At 65.9% G+C, this 23,901-nt stretch carries 24 protein-coding genes; 16 read left to right on the forward strand and 8 right to left on the reverse strand.

Translation table 11 applies throughout. The features are described from left to right. Positions 1-33: 33 nt before the first annotated feature. Both P9A16_RS00165 and P9A16_RS00170 read right to left on the reverse strand, forming a co-directional pair. Complete coding sequence (locus P9A16_RS00165) at positions 34-621, reverse strand: UbiX family flavin prenyltransferase (protein WP_023515315.1); 588 nt, start codon at positions 619-621, stop codon at positions 34-36. Continuing rightward, positions 618-2,129 carry a UbiD family decarboxylase gene (locus P9A16_RS00170; RefSeq protein ID WP_024271301.1) on the reverse strand — a complete coding sequence of 504 codons (1,512 nt, stop codon included), beginning with the start codon at positions 2,127-2,129 and terminating at the stop codon, positions 618-620. Before P9A16_RS00170 ends, P9A16_RS00165 begins: the two co-directional genes overlap by 4 nt. Positions 2,130-2,233: 104 nt before the next feature. On the opposite strand from P9A16_RS00170, the gene ubiT reads away from it, so the two are divergent. Genes ubiT through ubiV form a run of 3 tightly spaced genes read left to right on the forward strand, consistent with a single transcriptional unit; the run spans position 2,234 to position 4,653 of the window. Beyond that, complete coding sequence (gene ubiT, locus P9A16_RS00175) at positions 2,234-2,740, forward strand: ubiquinone anaerobic biosynthesis accessory factor UbiT (RefSeq protein WP_023514985.1); 507 nt, start codon at positions 2,234-2,236, stop codon at positions 2,738-2,740. Continuing rightward, a complete protein-coding gene (gene ubiU / locus P9A16_RS00180) occupies positions 2,731-3,708 on the forward strand; it encodes a ubiquinone anaerobic biosynthesis protein UbiU (RefSeq protein ID WP_023514986.1) in 978 nt (325 codons plus the stop codon). The genes ubiT and ubiU overlap by 10 nt, the downstream gene beginning before the upstream one ends. A 9-nt stretch (positions 3,709-3,717) precedes the next feature. Further along, positions 3,718-4,653 carry a ubiquinone anaerobic biosynthesis protein UbiV gene (gene ubiV, locus P9A16_RS00185; protein ID WP_278025506.1) on the forward strand — a complete coding sequence of 312 codons (936 nt, stop codon included), beginning with the start codon at positions 3,718-3,720 and terminating at the stop codon, positions 4,651-4,653. A gap of 6 nt (positions 4,654-4,659) precedes the next feature. Here the strand turns inward: ubiV and P9A16_RS00190 are convergent, their stop codons facing one another. Further along, positions 4,660-5,121, reverse strand: coding sequence for a hemerythrin domain-containing protein (locus tag P9A16_RS00190; protein WP_023514988.1), 462 nt, complete (start codon positions 5,119-5,121; stop codon positions 4,660-4,662). A gap of 9 nt (positions 5,122-5,130) precedes the next feature. Then, on the reverse strand, positions 5,131-5,286 hold the full coding sequence (locus tag P9A16_RS00195; RefSeq protein ID WP_023514989.1) for a hypothetical protein: 156 nt from the start codon (positions 5,284-5,286) through the stop codon (positions 5,131-5,133). 109 nt (positions 5,287-5,395) lie between these two features. Between P9A16_RS00195 and P9A16_RS00200 the strand changes: the two genes are divergently transcribed. The 6 genes from P9A16_RS00200 (at position 5,396) to P9A16_RS00225 (ending at position 10,997) form a co-directional block, all read left to right on the forward strand. Next, positions 5,396-5,947 (forward strand): cytochrome c oxidase subunit 3, encoded by a 552-nt coding sequence (locus tag P9A16_RS00200; RefSeq protein WP_156032076.1) that lies wholly within the window; start codon positions 5,396-5,398, stop codon positions 5,945-5,947. A 7-nt stretch (positions 5,948-5,954) separates the two neighbouring features. Continuing rightward, complete coding sequence (locus P9A16_RS00205) at positions 5,955-6,230, forward strand: cytochrome C oxidase subunit IV family protein (RefSeq protein ID WP_023514991.1); 276 nt, start codon at positions 5,955-5,957, stop codon at positions 6,228-6,230. Positions 6,231-6,385: 155 nt separating this feature from the next. Further along, positions 6,386-6,838: a c-type cytochrome gene (locus tag P9A16_RS00210; protein ID WP_023514992.1), complete on the forward strand. Its 453-nt coding sequence runs from the start codon at positions 6,386-6,388 to the stop codon at positions 6,836-6,838. A 26-nt stretch (positions 6,839-6,864) separates the two neighbouring features. Further along, complete coding sequence (locus P9A16_RS00215; protein ID WP_024271302.1) at positions 6,865-8,211, forward strand: nitric-oxide reductase large subunit; 1,347 nt, start codon at positions 6,865-6,867, stop codon at positions 8,209-8,211. Positions 8,212-8,276: 65 nt separating this feature from the next. After that, entirely contained in the window at positions 8,277-9,089 is an 813-nt protein-coding gene (locus P9A16_RS00220) for a CbbQ/NirQ/NorQ/GpvN family protein (protein ID WP_023513750.1), read from the forward strand. A gap of 9 nt (positions 9,090-9,098) precedes the next feature. Continuing rightward, positions 9,099-10,997 (forward strand): nitric oxide reductase activation protein NorD, encoded by a 1,899-nt coding sequence (locus tag P9A16_RS00225; protein WP_024271303.1) that lies wholly within the window; start codon positions 9,099-9,101, stop codon positions 10,995-10,997. Between the two features lie 59 nt (positions 10,998-11,056). Here P9A16_RS00225 and hemN read toward each other — a convergent pair whose 3' ends face one another. Further along, positions 11,057-12,409 (reverse strand): oxygen-independent coproporphyrinogen III oxidase, encoded by a 1,353-nt coding sequence (hemN, locus tag P9A16_RS00230; protein ID WP_023512028.1) that lies wholly within the window; start codon positions 12,407-12,409, stop codon positions 11,057-11,059. Positions 12,410-12,637: 228 nt separating this feature from the next. On the opposite strand from hemN, the gene P9A16_RS00235 reads away from it, so the two are divergent. Genes P9A16_RS00235 through P9A16_RS00250 form a run of 4 tightly spaced genes read left to right on the forward strand, consistent with a single transcriptional unit; the run spans position 12,638 to position 15,146 of the window. Next, positions 12,638-12,919: a DUF2249 domain-containing protein gene (locus P9A16_RS00235; RefSeq protein WP_023512029.1), complete on the forward strand. Its 282-nt coding sequence runs from the start codon at positions 12,638-12,640 to the stop codon at positions 12,917-12,919. A 33-nt stretch (positions 12,920-12,952) separates the two neighbouring features. Beyond that, a complete protein-coding gene (locus P9A16_RS00240; RefSeq protein ID WP_023512030.1) occupies positions 12,953-14,305 on the forward strand; it encodes a hypothetical protein in 1,353 nt (450 codons plus the stop codon). A gap of 3 nt (positions 14,306-14,308) precedes the next feature. Next, on the forward strand, positions 14,309-14,842 hold the full coding sequence (locus P9A16_RS00245) for a DUF2249 domain-containing protein (protein WP_023512031.1): 534 nt from the start codon (positions 14,309-14,311) through the stop codon (positions 14,840-14,842). 4 nt (positions 14,843-14,846) lie between these two features. Further along, on the forward strand, positions 14,847-15,146 hold the full coding sequence (locus P9A16_RS00250) for a metal-sulfur cluster assembly factor (RefSeq protein WP_023512032.1): 300 nt from the start codon (positions 14,847-14,849) through the stop codon (positions 15,144-15,146). Between the two features lie 42 nt (positions 15,147-15,188). Here P9A16_RS00250 and P9A16_RS00255 read toward each other — a convergent pair whose 3' ends face one another. Further along, positions 15,189-16,403, reverse strand: coding sequence for an NnrS family protein (locus tag P9A16_RS00255; RefSeq protein WP_023512033.1), 1,215 nt, complete (start codon positions 16,401-16,403; stop codon positions 15,189-15,191). 214 nt (positions 16,404-16,617) lie between these two features. Between P9A16_RS00255 and nirK the strand changes: the two genes are divergently transcribed. The 3 genes from nirK to P9A16_RS00270 all read left to right on the forward strand — a co-directional run bounded on the left by nirK (position 16,618) and on the right by P9A16_RS00270 (position 19,578). Further along, complete coding sequence (gene nirK, locus P9A16_RS00260; RefSeq protein ID WP_023512034.1) at positions 16,618-17,760, forward strand: copper-containing nitrite reductase; 1,143 nt, start codon at positions 16,618-16,620, stop codon at positions 17,758-17,760. A 132-nt stretch (positions 17,761-17,892) separates the two neighbouring features. Beyond that, positions 17,893-18,807, forward strand: coding sequence for an SUMF1/EgtB/PvdO family nonheme iron enzyme (locus P9A16_RS00265; RefSeq protein ID WP_023512035.1), 915 nt, complete (start codon positions 17,893-17,895; stop codon positions 18,805-18,807). A gap of 75 nt (positions 18,808-18,882) precedes the next feature. After that, entirely contained in the window at positions 18,883-19,578 is a 696-nt protein-coding gene (locus P9A16_RS00270) for a Crp/Fnr family transcriptional regulator (protein ID WP_023512036.1), read from the forward strand. 44 nt (positions 19,579-19,622) lie between these two features. Here the strand turns inward: P9A16_RS00270 and P9A16_RS00275 are convergent, their stop codons facing one another. Together P9A16_RS00275 and P9A16_RS00280 are read right to left on the reverse strand one after the other, a co-directional pair. After that, positions 19,623-20,633, reverse strand: coding sequence for an amino acid ABC transporter substrate-binding protein (locus tag P9A16_RS00275; RefSeq protein WP_023512037.1), 1,011 nt, complete (start codon positions 20,631-20,633; stop codon positions 19,623-19,625). 95 nt (positions 20,634-20,728) lie between these two features. Continuing rightward, positions 20,729-23,779 (reverse strand): aminotransferase class III-fold pyridoxal phosphate-dependent enzyme, encoded by a 3,051-nt coding sequence (locus P9A16_RS00280; protein WP_278025616.1) that lies wholly within the window; start codon positions 23,777-23,779, stop codon positions 20,729-20,731. Between the last annotated feature and the right edge of the window lie 122 nt (positions 23,780-23,901).

Below are 23,901 nucleotides of genomic sequence, written 5' to 3' on the forward strand. Positions count from 1 at the left end.
CGAGCGGCCCGGTTTCATACCTTGCCTTTTCCGTTATCCCGCGCCCTCGGCCCCCTCCCAGGGGCGTGCAAGAGACGGGTGCGGCATAGCCAGAAGATCGATGGCGCGGGCGGCGAGGTGGTCGATGATATCGGCCACGGATTGCGGGCGATGGTAGAAGGCCGGCACCGGGGGCATGACGATGGCACCCATCTCCGTCACGGCGCACATGTTGCGCAGATGGCCGAGATGCAACGGCGTCTCGCGCGCGAGAAGAACGAGCCGGCGGCGTTCCTTCAGTTGCACATCGGCAGCACGGCCGATCAGCGTGTCCGTCCGGCCGGTGGCGATGGCCGAGAGCGTCTGCATGGAGCAGGGCGCGACGATCATGCCGCGGACGGGGAACGAGCCGCTGGCAATCGACGCGCCGATATCGTTTGTCGGATGGTGGCGATGGACGAGCGGCAGCAGGTGTTCCAGCGCGTCCGTGCCGCATTCGAGATCCAGCGTGCGGCGCGCGGCATCGGAGACCACGAGATGGATCTCGACGTCGCCGAGCGCGGCGAGCCGCTCGACGATGCGCACGGCAAGTCCTGCACCGGATGCGCCGGTTACGCCGACGATCACCCGTTCTATGCTCACGCAGACGGCTCCGAAAGGCCGAGAGAGGCCCAGAGGCTGTCTACCCTTGCGATGATGTCGGGTGTCATAGTGAGGACCCGCCCCCATTCCCGTTCGCTCTCCGTGCCGATCTTTCGTGTCGCATCCAGCCCGAGCTTGCCGCCGAGGCCGGATTTGGGCGAGGCGAAGTCGAGATAGTCGATCGGCGTGTTTTCCACGAGCATCAGGTCGCGGCCGGCATCGAAGCGGGTGGAGAGCGCCCAGATCACGTCCGGCCAGCTTTTCACGTCGATATCGCCGTCGACGGCGATGATCAGCTTGGTGTAGCTGAACTGCGGCAGCATGGACCAGAGGCCCATCATCACCCGCCGCGCCTGGCCGGGATAGCGCTTGTCGATGGAAACCACCATGGCACGGTAGGAGCAGGCCTCGGGCGGTAGCCACAGGTCGAGGATTTCCGGGAACTGGCGTTTGACCAGCGGCACGAAGAGTTCGTTCATCGCCTCGCCGAGTCTTGACGGCTCGTCCGGCGGCCGGCCGGTATAGGTGGAAAGATAGAGCGGGTCCTTGCGCAGGGTGATCGCCGAAAGCGTCATGACCGGGAAGGGCTCGACGGCATTGTAATAGCCGGTGTGGTCGCCATAGGGACCTTCCTCCGCCGTCTCGTCGGCCGAGACCGTGCCTTCGAGCACGATCTCCGCGCTGGCGGGAATGGGCAGCGGGACGGTAAGGCCGCAGGCCGTCTCCTGCCGGCGGCCGCTGAGCGCGCCGGCAAAGCTGAGCTCGCTCATGCCGTCGGGCAGCGGCATGACGGCGGAGAGGATCGTCGCCGGGTCGGCGCCGATGACGACCGCAACCGGCATGTCGCGCCCTGCCGCCTGCCAGAGGCGATGGTGGCGCGCGCCGCCGCGATGGGCGAGCCAGCGCAGGATGAGCCGGTTCTTGCCGAGCTTCTGCATGCGGTAGATGCCGACATTGATGTCCGCCGGGTCGTCCGGTGCCTGCGTGATGACGAGCGGCCAACTGACGAGGGGGGCGGGTTCGCCCGGCCAGCAGGTCTGGATCGGCAGGCGGTCGAGATCGGCGTCTTCGCCTTGCCAGACGGTCGCCTGGCAGGGGGCGCGGCGGACCGTGCGCGGGTTCATCGACAGGGCGGCCTTCAGATGCGGCAACTTCTGCCAGGCATCGCGCAGGGAGCGTGGCGGCCTGGGGTCGCGCAGGTCGGCGAGGAAGGCGGCAAGGTGCGGCAGGTCGCCGGCCTCAAGGCCGAAACCCCATTCGATGCGTTCGCGTGTACCGAAGAGATTGGCGAGAAGCGGAATGGGCTGAATGCGGCCCGCGGCATCCACCGGCCGCTCGAAGAGCAGCGCCGGCCCGCCCTCGGCCAAAACGCGGCGATGGATTTCCGTCACCTCGTGGACGAGCGAGACCGGCTCGCGGATGCGCGTCAGCCGCGCCCGCCGCTCCAGGAGGGCGACGAAATCCTGAAGACTGTCGAAACGGCGCGGAACGGGGGCATCGGCTTTCATGGTGCTCCCTTGCCGGGGAAAAACGTCACGGTCTTTGTGCTGGCGCAAACTCTTGGCGCCCGACGCTGCCTAGGGTCCGGCCGTTCGATTCTGGAAAGTCCTGCATGCCATCGCTTCCGCCCCTTCTCGTCAAACCGGTCGATCTTGCGCCTCTCTGGCTCGTGGAACGGGTGGCGCGCCACCTGTTTTCCGGTGTGCTGAAGGCCCATCCCGATCTCTTCGAACGACTTGGTGAGTATCGCCAGACCCGCTACGGATTCTCGCCGGTCGATCTGCCGCTGCATTTCACTGTCGTGCCTGCCATGAAGGCGCTGGCCGTCTCGCGCGGCGCGGCTCCGCTGGTCGATGCGCGCATCGAGGGGCCGCTGGTGCTGCTTCTCGGCCTGCTCGAAGGTCGCTGCGATGCCGATGCGCTGTTCTTCTCGCGCGACCTTTCGGTCACCGGAGACATGGAGGCGATGCTGGCGCTGCGCAACGCACTCGACGACAGCGCCATCGACCTGCCGCGCGAACTCGGTGCGCTGGCCGGCCCGCTGTCGCCGCTCATCGCCGGCACGGCGCGCTACATTCGCAGCAAGGCGCTCGAAGGAAGGGACGCGACATGGAACTGATCTGCCCCGCCGGCACCCCCGCCGCCTTCCGTGAGGCGGTGGAGGCCGGTGCCGATGCCGTCTATTGCGGCTTTCGCGACGAGACCAATGCCCGCAACTTCCCGGGCCTCAATTTCAGCCGCGAGGAGTTGCGCCAGTCGATCACGCTCGCCCGCCGCAAGCATGTTGAGACCTTCGTCGCGCTCAACACCTTCATGCGCGCGGGTGACGAGGCGCTGTGGTATTCGGCCGCCGACGACGCGGTGGCGATGGGCGCCGATGCGCTGATCCTCGCCGATTTCGGCCTGATGGCCTATGTGGCGGAAAAATATCCGGACCAGCGGCTGCACGTTTCCGTCCAGGCCTCCGCCTCGAACCCGGAGGCGATCCGCTTTCTTGTCGAGGCCTTCGGGGCAAAGCGTGTCGTGCTGCCGCGCGTTTTGACCGTGCAGGACATCGCCCGGCTGACGCGCCAGATCGACTGCGAGGTCGAGGTCTTCGCCTTCGGCGGGCTCTGCGTCATGGCGGAGGGGCGCTGCTCGCTTTCCTCCTATGCGACGGGAAAATCACCCAACATGAACGGCGTCTGCTCGCCGGCGAGCCATGTGCGCTACCGGCAGGACGGCGCGGACCTGGTCTCCGAGCTCGGCGCCTACACGATCAACCGCTTCGGCCCCGACGAAGCGTCGGGCTATCCGACGCTCTGCAAGGGGCGCTTCGAGATCGGCGATGTCGAGGGCTATGCCTTCGAGGACCCCGTTTCGCTCGATGTCATCGACGAAATCGACGCGCTGCGGGAGGCCGGCGTCTCGGCGCTGAAGATCGAGGGGCGCCAGCGCGGCAAGGCCTATGTCGCCGAGGTGGTGTCGTCGCTCAAGAAAGCGCTCGGTGCATCGTCCGGCGAGCGTGCAGCGCTTGTCGCCCGGCTGCGTGCGATGAGCGAGGGCCAGCGCACGACGACGGGCGCCTATGACAAACGCTGGCGATAGGAGACGCTGATGACGACGACAGGCAAACCGGCGCTGAGCCTCGGGCCGGTCTATTTCCTCTGGGATGGGCCGAAATGGCGGGATTTCTACTTCCGCATCGCCGACGAGGCGGTAGTCGAGCACGTCACGCTCGGCGAGACGGTCTGTTCCAAGCGCCAGCATTTCAGCGAGCCGCATGTCGCCGAGGTCGTCGAGCGGCTGGAGGCGGCGGGCAAGCGCGTGACGCTCTCGACGCTCGCCATGGTGACGCTGCCGCGCGAAAGCCGGCATGTGCGCGACCTGATCGCCGATAGCCTGCATCCGGTGGAGGCGAACGACCTTTCCGCGCTCGGCCTTCTCAAGGACCGGCCGCATTCGATCGGTCCGCTGGTCAATGTCTACAATGCGGCGACGGCCCGCACGCTTGCGGCCCGCGGTGCGCAGAACATCTGTCTGCCGCCGGAGCTGCCCGCCGGCTCCATCCGGCAGATGCTGGAGGCCATGCCGGATTTCTCCTTCGAGGTCTTCGCCTTCGGCCGCATGCCGCTTGCCATTTCCGCACGCTGCGCCCATGCCCGCTCCAAGGGGTTGACCAAGGACAACTGCCAGTTCGTCTGCGGCGAGGAGCCCGACGGCCTGCCGTTGCGCACGGTCGATCGTCAGTCCTTCCTTGTGCTGAACGGTGTGCAGACCCTGTCGAACAGCTGCGTCGTGCTTATCGACGATCTTGCGCCGCTCGTCGAGGCGGGCCTGTCGCGCGTGCGGCTCTCGCCGCAGGATTGCGACATGGTGAAGGTTGCGAGCCTTTACCGCGCGGTGCTCGACGGCAGGATCGATGGCGAGGAGGCGATTGCAGACCTGGCAAAAGTCTATCCCGGCGTGCGCTTTTCGAACGGTTTCCTGCACCGGCAGGAGGGCGCGGCCTGGGTGTCGCGCGGGCGCAATGCAGCGATGGGGCGGGACTGACGGCCGTCAGGCGAAGACGTCGCGTGCTTCCGCCTTGGCGGCGAGGAGCGTTTCGAGGATCATCTGTTCGGAGAAGACATGACGGCGCAGGCTTTCCTGGAAGCCACCTATCATGCGCGACACGGTCTCGGGCGACAGTCCGCAACGACCGTTGGCCACGGCCTTCAGCGTCAGCGCGAGTTCCTCGGCCGCAAGCCGGTCGCAGCGGTGCTCCGCCTTCAGGCGCTCGATCGCCATGGCGGCGAAGCAGGACCCTGCATGGCGATCGAAATCCGGAAAGAGCAGGCGCTCCTCCAGCTCGTGCACGGCCTTGAGCGCGGGTGGAATGGCTTCGGCGAGCGCGTGCAGCTCGCCGGCGGTGCCCGGCTCGCTTGCGGCCTCTTCAAGGCGCAGGCAGAGACCGAGCAGGGCCTGATGAAGCGTTTCCAGCCGGCCGATGTCGGCGGCGTTGAGTGTCGGTTCGTCCATCGCCGCCTCCTACTGGCCGAAGAAGAGCACGGCTGCGATGACCACCGAGGCGCTGACGGCAGAGAGCGTTCCCGCGCCCTGCAGCACGCCCATGCGGTAGAGCATCAGGGCGAAGCCGGCGATAACCGGAGCGGCGATGAGGAGACCGAACTGTGCATCCGTCATGGGAAGGTCCTTTCTGTTGCCGCCATCATGCGGCGCCCGGCATCGCCGCTCTTTGCGCCGGCGCAAAGAAGCCCGCGGCTTCATGAGCTAGGGCTGGCTCATGGCGACAATGGACGATATACGCACGGCGATTGCGGAGACGGAGAGCGGGGAGGGCGATTGCCTTCTTCTCTGGATCCTGGTGTGGAGCGAACTTGCGGCCTTCGGCGCGCTGCTCGTCGCCTTCATGGTGCTGACGCTGGTGGATGTCGGAAATGCGTCACTCCTGCGGGCGCATCTCCATCCGGGCCTTGCCGCGCTCAACACGGTTCTCCTTGTTCTCAGCGGCTGGCAGGCGGCACTGGCAGTGCGCCGCGGCGCGGACCTTTCGGGCGTTCGCCGTTCTCTCGTCCTTGCAGGCCTCCTTGGCCTCGTGTTCGCGGCGGTGAAACTCACTGAATATGGGATCGAGGTCCGCTCCGGCATCGGCGCAGCCGGCACGCTGGCCGAACTCTATTTTCTCGTCACCGGCTTTCATCTGCTGCACGTCGTCTTCGGCGCGGTCGTCCTCTTCCTCGTCGCCTGGCGTCCGTCGCGCGGCAATGTCGTGATGATCGCGACGCTGTGGCATGCGATCGACCTGGTCTGGCTCGTGATGTTCCCGATCGTCTACCTGACCTGAGACAACCATGACCCGACAGGCCCGCGAACAGTTCATCGCCACCCTTGCCATGCTGCTGACGCTCGCCGTCGGTGGCGCCCTTGTGGGCGGCCTCAGTGGCGGCCTTCTCGTGCCGATTGCCGCTGTGCTGGTCATGGCCTATGCCAAGGGCCGTTTCGTCATCCTCGATTTCATGGAATTGCGCACCAGCCGCAGCGCTCTGCGGCCGGCCCTCCTGGCCTGGCCGGCGCTGCTTTTGTCGCTGGCGCTCGCCCGTTCCATCTTCGTCGCGTTTATCGGCTGACGAACCGCCTGGCTCTTTGCCAATGCGCAAAGAAGGCTTTTTTCCTCCCGCTAGAACGAAGACGTCCCGCAGTGTCGGCGAGGGGATCGCCGGCAGAAAGTCGGCGGGGGTTTTCGCCGGGGCCATGGGGTTTCCGGCAAGGAAAGGACCATGGGATGGCAGAGCGCCTTACCAAGACCGGGGCCCGCAACGTCTTCTATGGCGGGTCCATCTTCTTCTTCGCGATCTTCGTGGGGCTGACGGCCCACTCGCACTATTTCATACGAACGACCTCCACCGACGAGACGACGCTGACCGACAGCGTGGCGCGCGGCAAGCATGTCTGGGAGAAGAACGCCTGTATCAACTGCCACACGCTGCTGGGTGAAGGCGCCTATTTCGCGCCCGAACTCGGCAATGTGTGGAAGCGCTACGGCGGTGTCGACGACCCTGAAGGTGCGCGCGAAGCGCTGAAAGCCTGGATGGCCGCGCAGCCGAGCGGGGCGGAAGGCCGGCGGCAGATGCCGCAGTTCAACCTCACCGAACAGGAACTCAACGATCTGGCCGACTTCCTCGAATGGACGAGCCGCATCTTGACCCAGAACTGGCCGCCGAACGACGCCGGTTGAGCGACACGCGTTTCAGGAGAAAAAAGATGAAATATCAAACGCAAAAGGTCGCGATGCTGTACTTCTACGGCGCGCTTGGCCTCTTCCTCGCCCAGGTTCTCTTCGGCGTCGTGGCCGGCACGATCTACGTGCTGCCGAACGTGCTGTCCGAGCTTCTGCCCTTCAACATCGTGCGCATGATCCACACCAATGCGCTTGTCGTCTGGTTGCTCATGGGCTTCATGGGTGCGACCTACTACATGATCCCGGAGGAGACCGAGACGGAGCTTTACAGCCCCAAACTCGCCGTCCTCCAGTTCTGGATGTTCTTCGTGGCGGCAGGGCTGACGGTCGTCGGCTACATGTTCCGCATCCATGAGGGCCGCGAATTCCTCGAGCAGACCTTCATCGCCAAGGTCGGTATCGTCGTCGTCGTGCTGATGTTCCTCTTCAATATCACCATGACGGCGCTGAAGGGTCGCAAGACCACGGTCATCAACATTCTGCTGTTCGGCCTGTGGGGCCTTGCCCTCTTCTTCCTCTTCGCTTTCTACAACCCGATCAACCTCGCGCTCGACAAGATGTACTGGTGGTACGTCATCCACCTGTGGGTCGAGGGTGTCTGGGAGCTGATCATGGCCTCCGTGCTCGCCTTCCTGATGATCAAGCTCAACGGCATCGACCGCGAGGTCGTGGAAAAGTGGCTCTATGTCATCGTCGGCCTCGCCCTCTTCTCGGGCATCCTCGGTACGGGTCACCACTACTACTGGATCGGCGCGCCAGGCTACTGGCAGTGGATCGGCTCGCTGTTCTCGACGCTGGAAGTGGCGCCCTTCTTCAGCATGGTCATCTTCACCTTCGTGATGACCTGGAAGGCCGGCCGCAACCATCCGAACAAGGCGGCGCTGCTGTGGTCGATCGGCTGCTCGGTCATGGCCTTCTTCGGCGCGGGTGTCTGGGGCTTCCTGCACACGCTGTCGTCGGTGAACTACTACACCCACGGCACGCAGGTCACCGCCGCACACGGGCACCTCGCCTTCTTCGGTGCCTATGTCATGCTGAACCTTGCCATGATGGCCTATGCGATCCCGGAAATCCGCGGCCGGGCGCCGTTCAACCAGTGGCTCTCGATCGCCAGCTTCTGGATCATGTGCACGGCCATGTCGGTGATGACCTTCGCGCTCACCTTTGCCGGCGTCGTGCAGGTCCACCTGCAGCGCGTGCTCGGCGAGGGCTTCATGGACGTCCAGGACCAGCTTGCGCTGTTCTACTGGGTCCGCCTCGGCTCGGGCGTCGTCGTGCTCGTCTCGGCGCTGATGTTCATCTGGGCGGTGCTTGTGCCCGGCCGGGAGCGTAGCGACAGCCTCACCCGCATGGTCCAACCGGCCGAGTGAGTGCTGGCCGGTCCCGTCATCCCACGGGGCCGGCACCTTTTCCCGACAGTTTCTTGGAGATCAGAATGAACGTCCTGCTCAAGGATACGCCCCGTCCCGTTTCGGAGATCCCGGCCTACAGCCCCTCCGGCAATGAATGCGCCCTGTTCGAGACGGCCTGGACGCGTCAGCTTCCGCTGCTCCTGAAGGGGCCGACCGGCTGCGGCAAGACCCGCTTCGTCAGCCATATGGCGGCAAGGCTTGGCCTGCCGCTCTCCACCGTCTCCTGCCATGACGACCTTTCGGCCGCCGACCTCACTGGCCGCTACCTGCTGAAGGGTGGCGATACGGTCTGGGTGGACGGGCCCCTGACCCGCGCGGTGCGCCAGGGCGGCGTGTGTTATCTCGACGAGATCGTCGAGGCGCGCAAGGACGTTGCCGTCGTGCTGCATCCGCTTACCGACGACCGGCGCATCCTGCCGCTGGAGCGCACTGGCGAGGTGCTGGAGGCGCCGTCCCGCTTCATGCTCGTCGTCTCCTACAATCCCGGCTACCAGAATCTCCTGAAGGCGCTGAAGCCCTCCACGCGCCAGCGCTTCGTTGCCATCGAGTTCGATTTCCTGCCGAAGCCCCAGGAAATCGCCGTCGTCGCCACGGAAAGCGGGCTGGACGAAGCGCAGGTCGCGCCGCTCGTCGAACTGGCGCATCGGCTGCGGGCTCTCAAGGGTCACGACCTGGAAGAGGGCGTTTCCACCCGTCTCCTCGTCTACTGCGCCTGCCTCATCGACAGCGGCATGACCATGCGCGAGGCGGTGCGAGCGGCGATGATCGAGCCGCTGACCGACGAGCCGGATGTCCGCGTCGCCCTTCTTGAAATCGCCGATGCGATGATCCGCTGAGGAACCGCCATGCTGGATTTCCTGGAGCTTGAGGAAACGGTCGGCCGGGCCTGGCACCGGCTCGTCGGCAAGACCGGCACCTGGCCGCGCTATCCGGAGCATGCCGTGCGGCTGGAGGATGTCCGGCCGGTGCTCGCCGTCTGCTTCCGCGGTTTCGGCGGCGAGGGGGCGGTGCAGATCGCGCCCGCCCGGGGGCGCACCTCGGCGCATCGCCTCCGGTTGCGCCAACGCATGGGGCTCGGCGAGGAAAAGCTGGTGCAGCCTGGCCGCGACCATGCGGCCTTGATGCTGCCCGGCGCGATCGACCTCTTCGCCGATCGCGGCCTCAACCGGGACCTCTATGTCTGGCTCGCTGCGGCGATGGCGGTGATGCCGCTGGATCCGGTCACGGAGAGTGATCCGCTCCAGCGCGACCTTGCTGTTCTCCAGCGGGCGGAGGCGACGGTGAAGGCGGTGCTCTTGGCCTTTCCGGGTCTTGCGCGGCGTTACCGGCGGCTTTCGGCCGCCGTGCTGGACGCGCGTCGCAGCCGGCCGCTGCCCTCCATCGAGCGGCATGTGGAGAGCCGTATCCTCAGCCTTCTGAGGAAGGGCGCTGGTCTTGCGGACGATACGCTGCCGGTCATCTTCCCGCACCGCGCACCGGCCGGCTACCTGCCGATGCTGCCGGTTCCGCTGTGGCCGGATGCGCTTCTGCGCGAAGAGGGCGAGGGGCGTGGCGAGGAGGATCAGCCCGCGACGGGCGGCACGCCCGAGACGCCGGAGACCGGTCGCCATGTCGCGCTGCGCGAAAAGGCCGAGAATCGCAAGAACGAGCGCAGCCCCTTCATCCTCAACCGCTTCGAGAAGATCCTCGCCATGGCGGAGATGGTCAATGTCGACCGTCCCGGCGACGACAGCGACGACCACGATTCGAGTGCTGCCGACGAACTGGATGACATGACGCTCGGCGAGCGCAAGGGCCGGCCTTCCGCCCGCTTCCATTTCGATCTCGATCTGCCGCCGGAAGCGCTCGACCGTACGCGCCTGACTGGCGAACACACCTATCCCGAATGGGATTTCCGCACGGGCACCTATCTGCCGGATCATTGCCGTGTGGTCGCCTCTCCGGCGCCGGATATGGCCGCCGTGCCCGAGGCCGATGCGGACACGAAGAGCCTGATCCGACGCGTGCGCCGGCAGTTCGAGGTGCTGCGGCCGCGCCATGAAATGCTGCGCGCGCAGCTCGACGGAGTGGAACTCGACCTTGACGCCGTGGTGCGCGCCCGGTGCGACCTTGCCGCCGGCGGACAGGGCAGCGACCGCATCCACCTGATGAGCCGGCCGCAGACGCATGATCTTGCCGTCACCATCCTCGTCGATGTCTCGCTTTCGACGGACGCCTGGTTCGACAACCGCCGGGTGCTCGACGTGGAGAAGGAGGCGCTGCTGGTTCTCGCGCACGGTCTTGCGGCCTGTGGCGACAGCCATTCGATCCTCACCTTCACCTCGCGCCGCCGCTCCTGGGTGCGGGTCGAGACGGTCAAGGATTTCGGCGAGACGATGAACCACGCCGTGGAGGCGCGCATCGCGGCGCTGAAGCCGGGCTTCTATACCCGGATCGGCCCGGCGATCCGCCATGCGGCGGCAAAGCTGCGTGAGCAGCCGAACCGCCGAAAGCTCCTCCTGCTGCTCACCGACGGCAAGCCGAACGACGTCGACCATTATGAGGGCCGCTTCGCGCTGGAGGACAGCCGCCGGGCGGTGAACGAGGCGCGACGCACCGGCGTCAGCGTGTTCGGGGTGACGGTCGACCGGGAGGCACAGGCCTATGTGCCGGCGATCTTCGGCCGCAACGGCTATGCCATCGTCAGCAATATCGCCCGGCTGCCTGCGGCGCTGCCGGCGATTTATCGCGGTCTTGTCGGATAGAGGCGCAAGATCGGCGAGGAAGGGCCCGGCATGCCGCACCATGCCGGGCCCTTTTTGTCTCAAGCTGCTTTGCTGTGCGTGCGGGCCGACTGGTCGATATAGGCATCGAAGGCGGCGGCGACCGCACGGATGATGAAGCGATGGTCCTGTCGCACGGTGACGGTGCCGCCGCGGATATCGACCGCGCCATCCTCCTTCAGCGCCGCCAGCCGGGCATTGCCGTCGAGAAGCGGGGCTGCGTCGAAACCGTGCCGCGCGGCGATGCCCGTCACGTCGACGCGGAAATCGCACATCAGGCGCTCGATGATCTCGGCGCGCAGCCGGTCCTCCGCCGTCAGCCGGTAGCCCTTGGCGGTGGCGAGGCGGCCGGAGGCGATGCGCTGGGCATAGAGGCCGGGCGGCACCTCGTTCTGTACATAACCGTCCGCCGTGCGGCCGATCGACGAGGCGCCGAAGCCGATGAGGGTGGTGCAGGCATCCGTAGTATAGCCCTGGAAATTGCGGCGTAGCCGGCCGCGGTTGGCGGCAAGGGTGAGGCTGTCGTCCGGCAGGGCATAGTGGTCGAGGCCGATTCGGACATAACCGGCGCCGGCAAGCGTTTCGGCGATCGCCTCGGCCTGCTCGCTGCGCATGGCGGCGTCGGGCAGCGCCCGTTCGTCGATCAGCCGCTGGTGTTTCTTGAAGGAGGGGATATGCGCATAGCCGAAGACGGCGAAACGCTCCGGCCGCATGCGGATCGCCGCTTGGGCCGTCTCGATGCAGGAAGCCACCGTCTGGTGCGGCAGGCCGTAGATGAGGTCGAAATTGATGCCGGTGATGCCGGCCTTGCGCAGTCTTGCGGCGGCTTCGGCCGTCTGCGCCTCGCTCTGGATGCGGTTGATCGCCTTCTGCACGACGGGGTCGAAGCTCTGCACGCCGAGGCTCGCGCGGGTGACGCCCGCCTCGCCGAGCGCCGTCGCCATCTCGGCGGTGAGGGTGCGCGGGTCGATCTCGACGGCGATTTCCGCGCCGGCGGCGAAGGCGAAGCGGGCGCGCAGAAGGCCGATCAGGTCGCGGAATTCCTCCGGCTGCATGATGGTGGGCGTGCCGCCGCCGAAGTGGACGTGGCGGATGTTCGGCCGACCACCGACCGTCCTGGAGACGAGGTCGATCTCCTTGCGGAGCATGTCGATGTAGTCGAGAATCGGTTCGTCGCGCTGGGTGATTGTCGTGTGACAGCCGCAGTACCAGCACATGGAGCGGCAGAACGGGATGTGCAGGTAGAGCGAGGCATCGGTGCCGGGCTTGATGGCGGCAAGCCAGTCGCTGTGGGTGCCGGCACCGACCGTAGGCGAAAAGCCCGGAGCCGTCGGATAGCTCGTATAGCGTGGTAGCCGCGCTTCGCCGTATTTTTCGATCAGGGCCTGTTGCATGGCGCTTTCCTTTGTCCGGAATGGATGGTGGCAGGAGCCTAGGGGCCGGGCGGGAGTGCTTCTTTGCGAAAAGCCAAGCAGCAGGGCATCGCGGTCGCGTATTTCCGGAATTGTTTGCGCAACGTCAAAGTGGTGGGCCGGCCGCGGGGTTAGCGTCGGCTGGTTCCGGTCGGTCGAGCCGTGCCTTCCGGAACGGGATTCGGAACGGCCGGGACGGAACAGAAAACCATGTCAGACGACGACCAGGCCAAGCCCTCCATCGATGTCCGCACCATTGCCCCGCGCGAGCGTCATCCGCGGATCTTTGGCATGCTCGGCGCGCTGCTTCCGGGCAAATCGATGTTGATCACCAGCGATCATGACCCGCGGCCGCTGCACTACCAGTTGGAGACGAATTTTCCGGGGCAGTTCGGTTGGGACTATCTCGAACAGGGCCCGGAGGTCTGGCGCGTCGAGATCGACCGGATCGAGGACCGTGGCTGCGATTGCTGCTGCGGCTCGGACCACTAGGCGGCAGACGGTGTACGGCGAAAGGGAAACCACATGCAGGGTGCAACGCTCTCCCGCTGGACCATGTCCTATTTCGCCCTGGCCTGCCTGATGCTCGTTGCGGGACAGGGCCTGATGCTGGCCGGCTACGGTTATCCGGGCGCTGCCGTCAGTGCGCTGGAAACACTGGTGCTCGTGCATGTCCTCGCCATCGGCTGGCTGAGCCTTCTGATGGTGGGGGCGCTCCTGCAATTCGTGCCGGTGCTGATCGCCCGTCCGCTGGTCGGCGGGCGGTTTGCGGCGCCCGCTCTGCTGCTGCTTGTCGCCGGGCTCTGCGCGCTGGTCGGCGGTTTCGTGGCGCTGTCCGGCGCCATCGACCTGCCGCTTGCCCTTCTGCCACTGGGGGGCGGATTGCTGCTGGCCGGTTTCGTCCTTCTCGCCGCTATCCTGGCCGCCACGCTTCTTGCGGCGCGGCCCTTGCCGCTACCTGCGCGCTTCGTCGCCGTCGGGCTGGCGGCGCTCATTGGGGCGGCGCTTGCCGGCTTCGCCTTCACGTTGGCTCTTTCCGGCACCAGTGACAATCTCTTGCTTGTCCGGCTCGTCGCCGATGGCGTGGATCTGCATGCGGCGCTTGGCCTTGGCGGCTGGCTGAGCGTTACCGCGGTCGGCGTCAGCTACCGACTGCTTGCCATGTTCCTTTTGGCGCCAGAGACGGAGCGGCCGACGAGCCGCATCGTCTGGTGGGCGGCAAGCCTTGCCATCGGGCTTGTCGCGGCCGGCATTCCCGTCGTCCTTGTTGCCGCCCCCGGCGCGACGGTGCTCTTTGCCGTCGCCCTCCTCCTGACGCTTGCCGCGGTGCTGCTCTATGGCGGCGATGTCGTGCATCTCTACCGGACGCGCAAGCGCAGGCAGGCGGAGCTGAACATCCGGGCTACATTCGCGGCCTTTGGTGCACTTGTGCTGTCCGTCGCCCTCGTCAACCTGCCGGCCGTCCGGGCGGGCGGGGGGCTTGCAGCTGCCGTCTACCTCTTCGTCTTCGGCTGGCTGACGGGGCTGGGGCTTGCCCAGCTCTACAAGATCGTCGCCTTCCTGACATGGTTGGAGGCCTATGGGCCGGTGCTGGGCCGTGCCCCGGTGCCGCGCGTGCAGGATCTTGTCGATGAACGGCGCGGGCGTGTCCTGTTCTGGTTCTACTACGGCGCGGTTGCAGCGGCCACGCTCGCACTTTTCGCGGAGGCTTCCGGTGCTTTCCGATGGGCGGTCCTCGTGCAACTGGCAGCGACGCTGGGGCTGATCGGAGAATTCATTCGCGCGCGCCGGCTTTGTGTCGTGCCGCAGGCGCTGCGAGCGCCGGCCGGCATGGTGCGCCCCCATCTCTTCCTGCCTTTACCTGTTTCAAGGAGATAACCGATGTCCGACGTTTCAAACGCCACTGCCCCCAAGACCCTCGACGTGCGGCCGATCCTGGAAAGCGGTGGCGAGCCGTTCCAGGCGATCATGGAGGCGGTGCAGTCGCTCGGCCCCGGGCAGGGGCTCCGGCTCTTCGCCACCTTCCGCCCGCAACCGCTGTTCCGCGTCATGGCAAGCCGCGGTTTCGACCACGATGCCCATGAGATCGAGGGCGGCGATTGGGAGGTCCTCTTCACGCCGCAGCAGGTGACGGCGCCCGTCGAAACCTCCGGCGATGCGGACCGTCCGGAAGCCTGGCCCGATCCCTCCCTCCATCTCGACCTCAGCGACCTAGACCCGCCCGAGCCCATGGTTCGCATCCTTGCGGCGGCCGAGACGCTGGAGCCGGGGGAGGTTCTCTTCGCGCTCCTGTCCCGCGAGCCACTGTTCCTGTTCCCCGAACTGACGAAGCGTGGCCACCAGTGGGCCGGCAATTTCGACGAGACGGGTTCGGCCTACCGCATTCTTGTGCGGACCGGCCGGGCGAGGGGGTGATCCGATGGACGAGGACGAGAAGGCTGCATTGACCGAGGCCATCCGCAATGCCCTGCGCATGATCATCGACCCGGAGATCGGCCGCAACATCGTCGATCTCGGCCTGATCTACGAGATTGCGGTGGAAGAGGGTGGCATTGCGCGCATCGCCATGACGACGACGACACGCGGTTGCCCGGCGAGCGACTACCTCAAGGATGCAGTGGGCAATTGCGTCTGGTACGTGCCGGGCGTCGAATATGCCGAGGTGCGGCTGACCTATGAGCCGCCCTGGACGCCGGAGATGATGGCGGCGGAACTCTAGGTAAGGAAAACGGCCCGGAAATGCTTCCGGGCCGCTTCGTGTTCAGAGCGGTGCGCGGCGCTTGCAGGCAAGGATTGGCGCATATTCCAGGCAGAAGAGCCCGAAGGCTGCGATCCAGAGAAGTCCTGAGCCGGCGTAGACGAGGTGGCTCGCTTCCGGGAAAACCTCGCCGAGCGGGCGGATGAGCGCGCAGAGGATAAGCGCGCCATAGGCTGCGACGGTGAGGCGCGAGGCCTGCAGCGGCCGGCCGGTATGGCCGAGGCTCGCCCGCGTCATGACGGCAAGCATCATGCAGGCGATGGCGCCGACCGAGAGGAGATGCAGGACGGAGCGCTCCTCCAGGAAACCGAGTGCGCTGAGGGCGATGGAGGCGAAGCCGATCGGCACGAAGGCATAGGCAATGTGCAGGACGACGAGCAGCTTTTCCGGCCGCGTCGTCCAGCCCCGCCAGCGGTGAAGACGGATGCAATGCAGCACGGCTGCACCCAGGCCGAGGCCGGCGGTGCCGGGGTGTTCGGGCACGAGCGTCCAGGCGGCAAGCGCGCCGACGCCGACAAGGATCGCGACCATGTCGAAGCGGTTGTAAGGCACGGGAAAATCCGTGCGGCCGGACTTGTTGAGCCAGTTGCGGGTGAAGCTCGGCAGGATGCGGCCGCCGACGATCATCACCAGCACGACATAGGCGGCAACGGCCAGGCGGATCGCCATGCGGTCATGTTCTCCGTCGATCGCCGCCACATGGAAGATGCCGTTGGCGATCGACAAGGCGAGGAGGCCGCCGAGCACCTTCAGGTCCTTCCACTTGCGCCCCGCCACGACCTCGCGCGTGCAGATGGCAAGCAGCACCGGCAGAAAGAGTGCGTCGATAACGGCGGCCGTGGTCACGCCGACCGCATCCGGCACGAGCAGCACGGCGCGTCCGGCGCACCAGAGCGCAAAGAGCGCGAAGAGCGGCCAGCCGGAGACGGGCAGGCGGCCCGTCCAGTTCGGCACCGCGGTCAGCAGGAAACCGGCGAGCACGGCGGAGGCAAAGCCGAACAGCATTTCATGCGCGTGCCAGTTGGGCGCGCCATAGTCGCCGCCGATTTCGACATGCCCGGTGATCGCCGCGATCCACAAGGACATCGCCGCGATGGCCCAGAGGCCGGCGCCGAGGAAGAATGGCCGGAAGCCGTAGGAGAACAGCACCGGGCCGGTGCGGGAAAGGCCGCGGGGAACGGCGCGGCTGACGCGCGCTGCGGGTTGGCTTGCGCTCATTTTGGGTCTGCTCCTTTGCATTTGTCAGCTCCTTCTAGGGCAGCCGGGCAGAGGCTTCTTTGCGAGATGGCAAAGAGCAAATCAGCACCTGCCAAAATGCCGCAGCGGCCGGAAAGGCCTGTTTGTCCCATCTCAAAGAGGTTGGCGCGAATGCTCCTAGAACAGAGAGGACCGGGCGATACACCGCTCCGTCCTTTCAAAAAGGAGAGACACAATGACCGAGCAGCTTCAGATGACACGCCGCACCATTCTGGGCGGAGCCGCCTTTGCCGGCGTCCTGACGCCGATCATTGCGGCGTCGATGGCGCGAGCGGAAGGCGGCGCCATCGAGACAAATGCAGCCGCGACGGCGGCCGACATCGCCAAGCTGGAACGCGTGAAGGTCGAGCTGGTCAAACCGCCCTTCGTTCACGCCCACACCCAGAAGGCCGAAGGCGGACCGAAAGTCTACGAATTCACCATGACGATCGAGGAAAAGAAGATGATCCTCGACGACAAGGGCACCGAGGTCCATGCGATGACCTTCGACGGCTCGGTCCCGGGCCCGCTGATGGTGGTGCACCAGAACGACTATGTCGAACTGACACTGATCAACCCCGAAACCAACGAGTTGCAGCACAATATCGACTTCCACTCGGCGACGGGTGCGCTTGGCGGCGGCGCGCTGACCGTAGTCAACCCGGGTGAACGCACGGTGCTGCGCTTCAAGGCCACCAAGGCCGGCGTCTTCGTCTACCATTGCGCACCTCCCGGAATGGTGCCCTGGCACGTCACCTCGGGCATGAACGGCGCCATCATGGTGCTGCCGCGCGAAGGCCTGACGGACGGGCACGGCAAGGAGCTGACCTATGACCGCGTCTATTATGTCGGCGAGCAGGACTTCTACGTGCCGAAGGATGCGGCAGGGAACTACAAGAAGTATCCGAGCGTCGGGGAATCGTATGCCGATACGCTCGAAGTCATGCGCACGCTGACCCCGAGCCACATCGTCTTCAACGGTGCCGTCGGCGCGCTGACCGGCGACAGCGCCCTGCAGGCGAAGGTGGGCGAGAAGGTGCTCATCGTGCATTCGCAGGCCAACCGCGATACCCGGCCGCACCTCATCGGCGGGCATGGCGACTATGTCTGGGCGACCGGCAAGTTCCGCAACGTGCCTGATGTCGATCAGGAGACCTGGTTCATTCCGGGCGGCACGGCGGGCGCGGCCTTCTACACCTTCGAGCAGCCCGGCATCTACGCCTATGTCAACCACAACCTGATCGAGGCCTTCGAGCTGGGCGCCGCTGCACACTTCACGGTCACCGGCGAGTGGAACGACGATTTGATGACCTCGGTCATGCCGCCAAGCGGCGCCTGACACCCCTGCTGCCGGCAGGCCTGCCCCTGGAGGTGGGCCTGCCAATGCGGGCCGCCACCGGCGGCCCGATCCAAATGTGGCGCCCGTCCCGGACGCCGAAGGATCGTCCGGGCGATGCGCAAGGAGGCCGTCATGGCTGCATTGATTTCGAAGCCCGCCATTTCCTGGACATCGCTCGCCCTTCCCGCGCTGCTCCTCGCCGCGCTAGTCGGCGGGATCGCGGTGAAGGCCGATCTCATCGGCGCAGCGCCCGCCGGTCCCGTGCTGGATGAGCCAATCACCGTGGAAATCGCGCCGCGCCGCTTCGAATACCGTGAGAGCGGGGAATTCTTCCGCAACGGCTTTGCCGTCGATGGGCCGGTCAAGACCGTTACCGTTCGAAGCCCGCTCACCATCATGAAATACCAGGTCACCGCGGCCGAATACCGGCGCTGCGTTGCGGATGGCGTTTGCGCGCGGGCCGAGCCCGGCTTCGTGCCGGTCGAAGCGGCCGAGACGCCGGCGACGGGTGTCAGCTATGACGATGCGATGGCCTATGCCGGCTGGCTGGGCGCCCGCACCGGCGAGATCTGGACCCTGCCGAGCGACGAGGAGCTCGCCTTCGCTGCCGGCACGCGCTTTCCCGACGACGCGCTCGGTGTCGACATCAACAGCACCAATCCGGCCGAGCGCTGGCTTGCGGACTATCGCCGCGAAGCGGCGCGCAAGGCCTCGCGCGATCCCGTTCCCCAGCCGCTCGGACGCTTCGGCGAAAACGAATTCGGCCTTGCCGATTTCGCCGGCAATGTCTGGGAATGGACCGCGACCTGCCACCGCCGCGTCAATCTCGACAAGGCTGGCCAGGTGCTGAACGACGTGTCGTCGTGCGGCATCTACATTGCCAGCGGCAAGCACCGGGCGGCGATGAGTTCGTTCGTGCGCAACCCGAAGGGCGGCGGCTGTGCCGTCGGCGTGCCGCCGGACAATGTCGGCTTCCGCCTCGTCAAGGACACGCGCTGGTATGCGCCCCTGCTCGTGGCCTTGAAGGAAAAGGGGGTTTCTTTCTGACGGGGATGTTCAAACTTTCAGGTGACGGGATGGCGTGATAGAAGCCGGTAGCTTTCACGCGAGAGGGATTTGGCTGTGAAGATCGACCGGACCGTCGTCCGATCGCTCGCCCTGTTCGACAGGATGAGCGACGAGGACCTCGACAGGCTGCTGACCCATGCGACGGCGCGTCGCGTGGCGCAGGGCGATGCCGTTTTCGAGCAGGGCCAGCAGGCGGCGAGCTTCTTTCTTCTGCTGCATGGCCGGCTGAAAGTGACGCAGGTGACGGAAGACGGCCAGCAGATCATCGTTCGGGTCGTGCATCCGGGCGATCTCTTCGGCTTCGCCAAGGCGCTGCAGCGCACGGACTATCCGGGCACCGCGCGGGCGGCGACGGAAAGCGTCATCCTCGGCTGGCCGACGGATCTCTGGCCGCATTTCGTCGAGCAGAATCCTCGCCTTGCCGTCACGGCCATGCAGACGATCGGCCAGCGGCTGGAGGAGGCTCATACTCGCATCCGGGAGATGTCGACGCAGGAGGTCGAGCGCCGGGTGGCGCATGCCGTGCTTCGCCTGTCCCAGCAGGCTGGGCGGAAGGAAGAGGCCGGCATCCGTATCGATTTCCCCATTTCGCGGCAGGATATTGCGGAGATGACCGGCACGACGCTGCACACGGTCTCGCGCATTCTCAGCGCCTGGGAGGCGCGCGGCCTCGTCGAGGGCGGGCGGCAGAAGCTTTTGATCCGCGACATGGCGGGGCTCTCGGCGCTTGCCGACGGCGTGCGCGAATAGAATGCGGAACGCCGCAGGAAGGATCCTGCGACGTTCCCTGATTTTTAGCGGGCGGGCGGGGCGTACATCAGGCCGCCGTCGCTCCACAGCCGGTTGAGGCCGCGGTCGATTTTCAGCGGGCTGTCCTTGCCGAGGTGGCGCTCGAAGATCTCGCCGTAGTTACCGACAGCGGAGACGGCCTGATAGGCCCATTTCGGATCGAGGCCCATCGCCTTGCCGGCCTCGTTCTCGATGCCGAGAAAGCGCTTCTGCGCGATGGTGCCGCTTTCGACGAGTGTCGCCGCGTTGTCCTTGCCGATGCCCATCTCTTCTGCTTCGATCAGCGCGTACAGCGTCCAGCGCACGATCTTGAACCACTGGTCGTCGCCCTGGCGCACGGCCGGGCCGAGCGGCTCCTTGGAGATGACTTCCGGCAGCACCTCGAAGCGTTGGGGGTCGTTGAGCGTCAGGCGCTGGGCGTAGAGCGCGGAGGCGTCGGTCGAGTAGACGTCGCAGCGGCCGGTGTTGAAAGCCTGCACCGTCTGGTCCGGTTTTTCGAAGGCGATGACCTGGTATTCGATCTTGTTGGCGCTGAAGTAGTCGGCCATGTTCTGCTCGGTCGTCGTGCCGGTTTCCGTGCAGACGGACGCGCCGGAGATGTCCTTGACGCTCTTCACGCCGATCTCCTTGCTGACCATGAAGGCCTGGCCGTCATAGTAGTTGACGCCGACGAAGCTCATGCCGAGGTCGGTGTCGCGCGACAGGGTCCAGGTCGTCTGGCGCGAGAGCAGGTCCACTTCACCGGATTGCAGCGCCGTGAAACGGTCCTTCGTGGAGAGCGGCACATAAGCCACCTTGTCCGGATTGCCGAGCGTGGCGGCGGCGACGGCGCGGCAGAAGTCGACGTCAAAGCCGCCCCAGACGCCGTTCTTGTCCGGCACGGAAAAGCCGAGCACGCCCTGGCTGACGCCGCAGCGCACCTCGCCGCGTTGTTTGATGATATCGAGTGTGCCCGCATGGGCGGCCGTGCCGGCGGCGAGCGTGGCGGCAACCATGGCCAAAGTTGCGATCTTCATTGGTTCTCCTCCTTGTTGATTTTGGGCATGCGTCATCCTGGCCGGGAAGGCGATCCTTCCCGGCGGCAAGTTGTTGCGTGGTGGTGGCGTTTGCCTTAGCCGAGCGTCTTGGCGACGTCGGCGAAGGTTTCCTCGAGCACGGCGATCAGGTGGTCGGCGTCCCGCTTCGAGAAGATCATCGGCGGGCGCATCTTCAGGACATTGTCATGCGGCCCTTCCGTTCCCATCAGAACGCCGCGGCGGCGGGCACCGTTGGAGACGGCACGGGCGAACTCGGTGGCGGGTGCCTTCGTCCTGCGGTCGGTGACGAGCTCGATGCCGAGGAAGAGGCCGAGGCCGCGCACGTCGCCAATCACGTCGTAGCGTGTCTGCATGGCGCGGAAGGCGTCCATCAGATAGTTGCCGATGGTCAGTGCATTGCCGCGCAGGTCCTGGCTTTCGATGACGTCGAGCACGGCAAGGCCGACGGCGCAGGAAACCGGGTTTCCGCCGAAGGTGTTGAAATATTCCATGCCGTTGTTGAAGCTGTCGGTCACTTCGCGGGTCGTCACCACGGCGGCCATGGGGTGGCCGTCGCCGATCGGCTTGCCCATGGTGACGATATCGGGCACGACACCCTGCGTCTCGAAGGCCCACCAATGGCTGCCGACGCGGCCGAAGCCGACCTGCACCTCGTCGGCGATGCACACGCCGCCTGCCTCGCGCACCAGCCGGTAGACCTCCTTCAGGTAGCCTTCCGGCAGGAAGACCTGGCCGGCGACGCTCGGAATGGATTCGGCGATGAAGAAGCCCGGACCTTCGCCCTTCGCCTGCATGCCGGCGATCAGTTCCGCGACGCTTTCGGCAAAGCGCTTGCCGTGCTCTTCGACCGACCAGTTGTCGGGCGCGCGATAGCTGTCGGGAACGGTCGCGACATGGACATGGGGCTTCGGTCCCTTGCCGCCCTTGCGGCGGAACTTGTAGGGGCTGATGTCGATCAGCTCCTGTGTCGTGCCGTGATAGGACCAGTCGAGCGTGATGGCATTCTCGCGGCCGGTATGCGCCCGCATCAGTCTCAGCGCCAGGCTGTTGGCCTCCGAGCCGCTGTTGACGAAGCCGGCGACCGTCAGCTCCTTCGGCAGCGTTGCCGTCAGACGCTCGGCATAGGCGACGATGTTGTCATGCAGGTAGCGGGTGTTGGTGTTGAGCGTTTCCGCCTGCTTCGCCATCGCCTCCACCACGACCGGATGGGCATGGCCGATGTGGCAGACATTGTTAAAGCAGTCGAGATAGGCCCGGCCGCTGTCGTCGATCAGGAAGACGCCTTCGCCGCGTACGAACTTGATCGGCTTATCATAGGAGATGGACAGGTTCGGCAGCAGCAATTCGCGCCTGAGCTTGACGATCTCCTCATGCGAGCGGCCGTGGCGTTCGTAGAATTCCCCGGCGATGCCGGCAAAGGTGCTAGCATCGGGGAAAAGCTCTGCCCAAACGTCGAGATAGCGCGGTTCGCCGACGCCGAGGATTTCGGTGGCGGAGAGGTTGGTGTCGGCAGAGAGCTGGAGATGGAGATGCGGCGCCCAGCCGCCGTTTTCCGTCGGTGCGCCCATTTCGCCGACGAGCGCGCCTGCTTCTAGCCGCTCCCCTGCCTTGAGCCGCCCCAGGGCTTCATGTGCGAGGTGACCCCAGAGGCTGACGAAGGGCGGGCAGTCCTCCGGCTCGTGGCGAAGCGCGATCAGGCAGCCGTAACCGAGCGGGTCCTTCTCGATCTCAACGCTGACGACAGTCGCCGGCAGGGGCGTGTAGAGCTTCGTGCCGGAGGCCATGAAGAGGTCAAGGCCGAGATGGCGGGTGCGGCGCGTCTTTTCGATGAAGCGCGAGACGAACATATCGCCGGCATAGACGGTGCGCTCCTCGCCGAACGGGCCGATGCCGAGCTCGATGCCGTTCTCGCGGCAATGTGCTTCCCAGATCGCCTGCGCCTCGTCCGGCTGCTCGGCGGCGGACTTGACGGTCATCGGGTGGACTGGGTCGCCGTAGGGGACAAGGGCTGCCGGATAGGTCGCGGCCGGGCGCTCCAGCAGGGGGGCGAGTGTCTTGCGGTTCTTCGCGATCCAGCCGGCGACGGTGCGGGCGCCCGGTGCGGTCTCGAAACCACAGGCCTTGCGCAGGATGGCGGTGGCGAAACGCGGGTTCATGCGGTCGAGCTTGCGCAGCAGCGTCCAGGCCGGACGCTCGCTGATCGCGAGATAGGGGTTGTCCTCCGCATGGCTGCGGCGGGAGGCGGAGATGGTCACCGAGGTGACGAGGCGGATGGCGATGAGGTCGTAGAGCAGATCGACCTCCTCCTCCTGCAGCGGATATTCGGCATGAAAACCGCTGACAATGGCGGCAGCCGCGCCGATCGGGTCGCCGTGGTCGAGGCCGGCATAGGCGGCTGCGATGGCAACTTCGGCGATGACGGGTGCATGCAGCGCATCGCCGAAATCGATCAGGCCGGAAATGCGGTCGGCATCGGCTGCATCGACGAGCACGTTCCAGTCGTTGGCGTCATTGTGGATTACCGCGGCGCGCAGCGTTGCAAGGCGCGAGGCGATGGCGGTGAAGCGCCTGAGGAAGCGCTCGATCAATGCCCGGTCCTCGGCGGCGGCGACATGCTGCAGGCGTGCGGCGGAGCGGCCGGCATGGCGGATGTCCCAGTCGAGATCGCGCAGGGCACCCCGATGCATGAAGCCCTTCAGCGCGGCATCGAAGCGGCCAAGCATCCGGCCGAGGGACTGAAGCGCGGCATCGCTGCGCTCCGTCTCGGCGAGTGGCCTGCCTTCGACCCAGCTCACCAGCCGGATACGATGCTGGACGCCGTGCGGGCTGGTGGTGGAGGCAAGGCTTCCGCCCGACAGTGTCGGACGGATATGGGGTACCGGCAGGTCGCCGGCATGGGTGCCGAGATGGGCGAGCAGCGCCGTCTGGAAGTCGCTCTCGACCTCCGGCTCCGCAGCGTTGATGATCTTCAGGATGAAGGTGCCTTCCGTCGTCTCCACCTTGAAGTTCTGGTCCCGTTCGCTGGCCAGCGGCGAAAGCGTGCCGGAGAGACCGTAATGCTCTGCAAGCAGCGCTGCGGCGGCGTCGATGGAGAAATCCGGGGTCGTCTTCAGCATGTCGTTCATGGTCATCCTCGTTCCTGCCGAAAGAGTTGCATGGACGACGCGGCGGCGCATCCGGCATTATGCCGGTTGTGCCGGCACTCTGTTTATAATAACCGTCATCTTGTCGGCGCGAATTGGGAAGG

Origin of the sequence: Shinella sp. 838, from assembly GCF_029623935.1 — a bacterium.
GTDB lineage: Bacteria > Pseudomonadota > Alphaproteobacteria > Rhizobiales > Rhizobiaceae > Shinella.

Excerpts from the sequence above, each read along its gene's own strand:
- ubiV (WP_278025506.1), top strand. The coding sequence starts at position 3,718 with ATGACGACGACAGGCAAACCGGCGCTGAGCCTCGGGCCGGTCTATTTC.
- nirK (WP_023512034.1), top strand. The coding sequence starts at position 16,618 with ATGACCGAGCAGCTTCAGATGACACGCCGCACCATTCTGGGCGGAGCC.
- hemN (WP_023512028.1), bottom strand. The coding sequence starts at position 12,409 with ATGCAACAGGCCCTGATCGAAAAATACGGCGAAGCGCGGCTACCACGC.
- P9A16_RS00205 (WP_023514991.1), top strand. The coding sequence starts at position 5,955 with ATGACCCGACAGGCCCGCGAACAGTTCATCGCCACCCTTGCCATGCTG.
- P9A16_RS00200 (WP_156032076.1), top strand. The coding sequence starts at position 5,396 with ATGGACGATATACGCACGGCGATTGCGGAGACGGAGAGCGGGGAGGGC.
- P9A16_RS00210 (WP_023514992.1), top strand. The coding sequence starts at position 6,386 with ATGGCAGAGCGCCTTACCAAGACCGGGGCCCGCAACGTCTTCTATGGC.
- P9A16_RS00215 (WP_024271302.1), top strand. The coding sequence starts at position 6,865 with ATGAAATATCAAACGCAAAAGGTCGCGATGCTGTACTTCTACGGCGCG.
- P9A16_RS00245 (WP_023512031.1), top strand. The coding sequence starts at position 14,309 with ATGTCCGACGTTTCAAACGCCACTGCCCCCAAGACCCTCGACGTGCGG.
- P9A16_RS00225 (WP_024271303.1), top strand. The coding sequence starts at position 9,099 with ATGCTGGATTTCCTGGAGCTTGAGGAAACGGTCGGCCGGGCCTGGCAC.
- P9A16_RS00190 (WP_023514988.1), bottom strand. The coding sequence starts at position 5,121 with ATGGACGAACCGACACTCAACGCCGCCGACATCGGCCGGCTGGAAACG.
- ubiT (WP_023514985.1), top strand. The coding sequence starts at position 2,234 with ATGCCATCGCTTCCGCCCCTTCTCGTCAAACCGGTCGATCTTGCGCCT.
- P9A16_RS00265 (WP_023512035.1), top strand. The coding sequence starts at position 17,893 with ATGGCTGCATTGATTTCGAAGCCCGCCATTTCCTGGACATCGCTCGCC.
- P9A16_RS00250 (WP_023512032.1), top strand. The coding sequence starts at position 14,847 with ATGGACGAGGACGAGAAGGCTGCATTGACCGAGGCCATCCGCAATGCC.
- P9A16_RS00170 (WP_024271301.1), bottom strand. The coding sequence starts at position 2,129 with ATGAAAGCCGATGCCCCCGTTCCGCGCCGTTTCGACAGTCTTCAGGAT.
- P9A16_RS00235 (WP_023512029.1), top strand. The coding sequence starts at position 12,638 with ATGTCAGACGACGACCAGGCCAAGCCCTCCATCGATGTCCGCACCATT.
- P9A16_RS00255 (WP_023512033.1), bottom strand. The coding sequence starts at position 16,403 with ATGAGCGCAAGCCAACCCGCAGCGCGCGTCAGCCGCGCCGTTCCCCGC.
- P9A16_RS00275 (WP_023512037.1), bottom strand. The coding sequence starts at position 20,633 with ATGAAGATCGCAACTTTGGCCATGGTTGCCGCCACGCTCGCCGCCGGC.
- P9A16_RS00280 (WP_278025616.1), bottom strand. The coding sequence starts at position 23,779 with ATGAACGACATGCTGAAGACGACCCCGGATTTCTCCATCGACGCCGCC.
- P9A16_RS00220 (WP_023513750.1), top strand. The coding sequence starts at position 8,277 with ATGAACGTCCTGCTCAAGGATACGCCCCGTCCCGTTTCGGAGATCCCG.
- ubiU (WP_023514986.1), top strand. The coding sequence starts at position 2,731 with ATGGAACTGATCTGCCCCGCCGGCACCCCCGCCGCCTTCCGTGAGGCG.
- P9A16_RS00195 (WP_023514989.1), bottom strand. The coding sequence starts at position 5,286 with ATGACGGATGCACAGTTCGGTCTCCTCATCGCCGCTCCGGTTATCGCC.
- P9A16_RS00240 (WP_023512030.1), top strand. The coding sequence starts at position 12,953 with ATGCAGGGTGCAACGCTCTCCCGCTGGACCATGTCCTATTTCGCCCTG.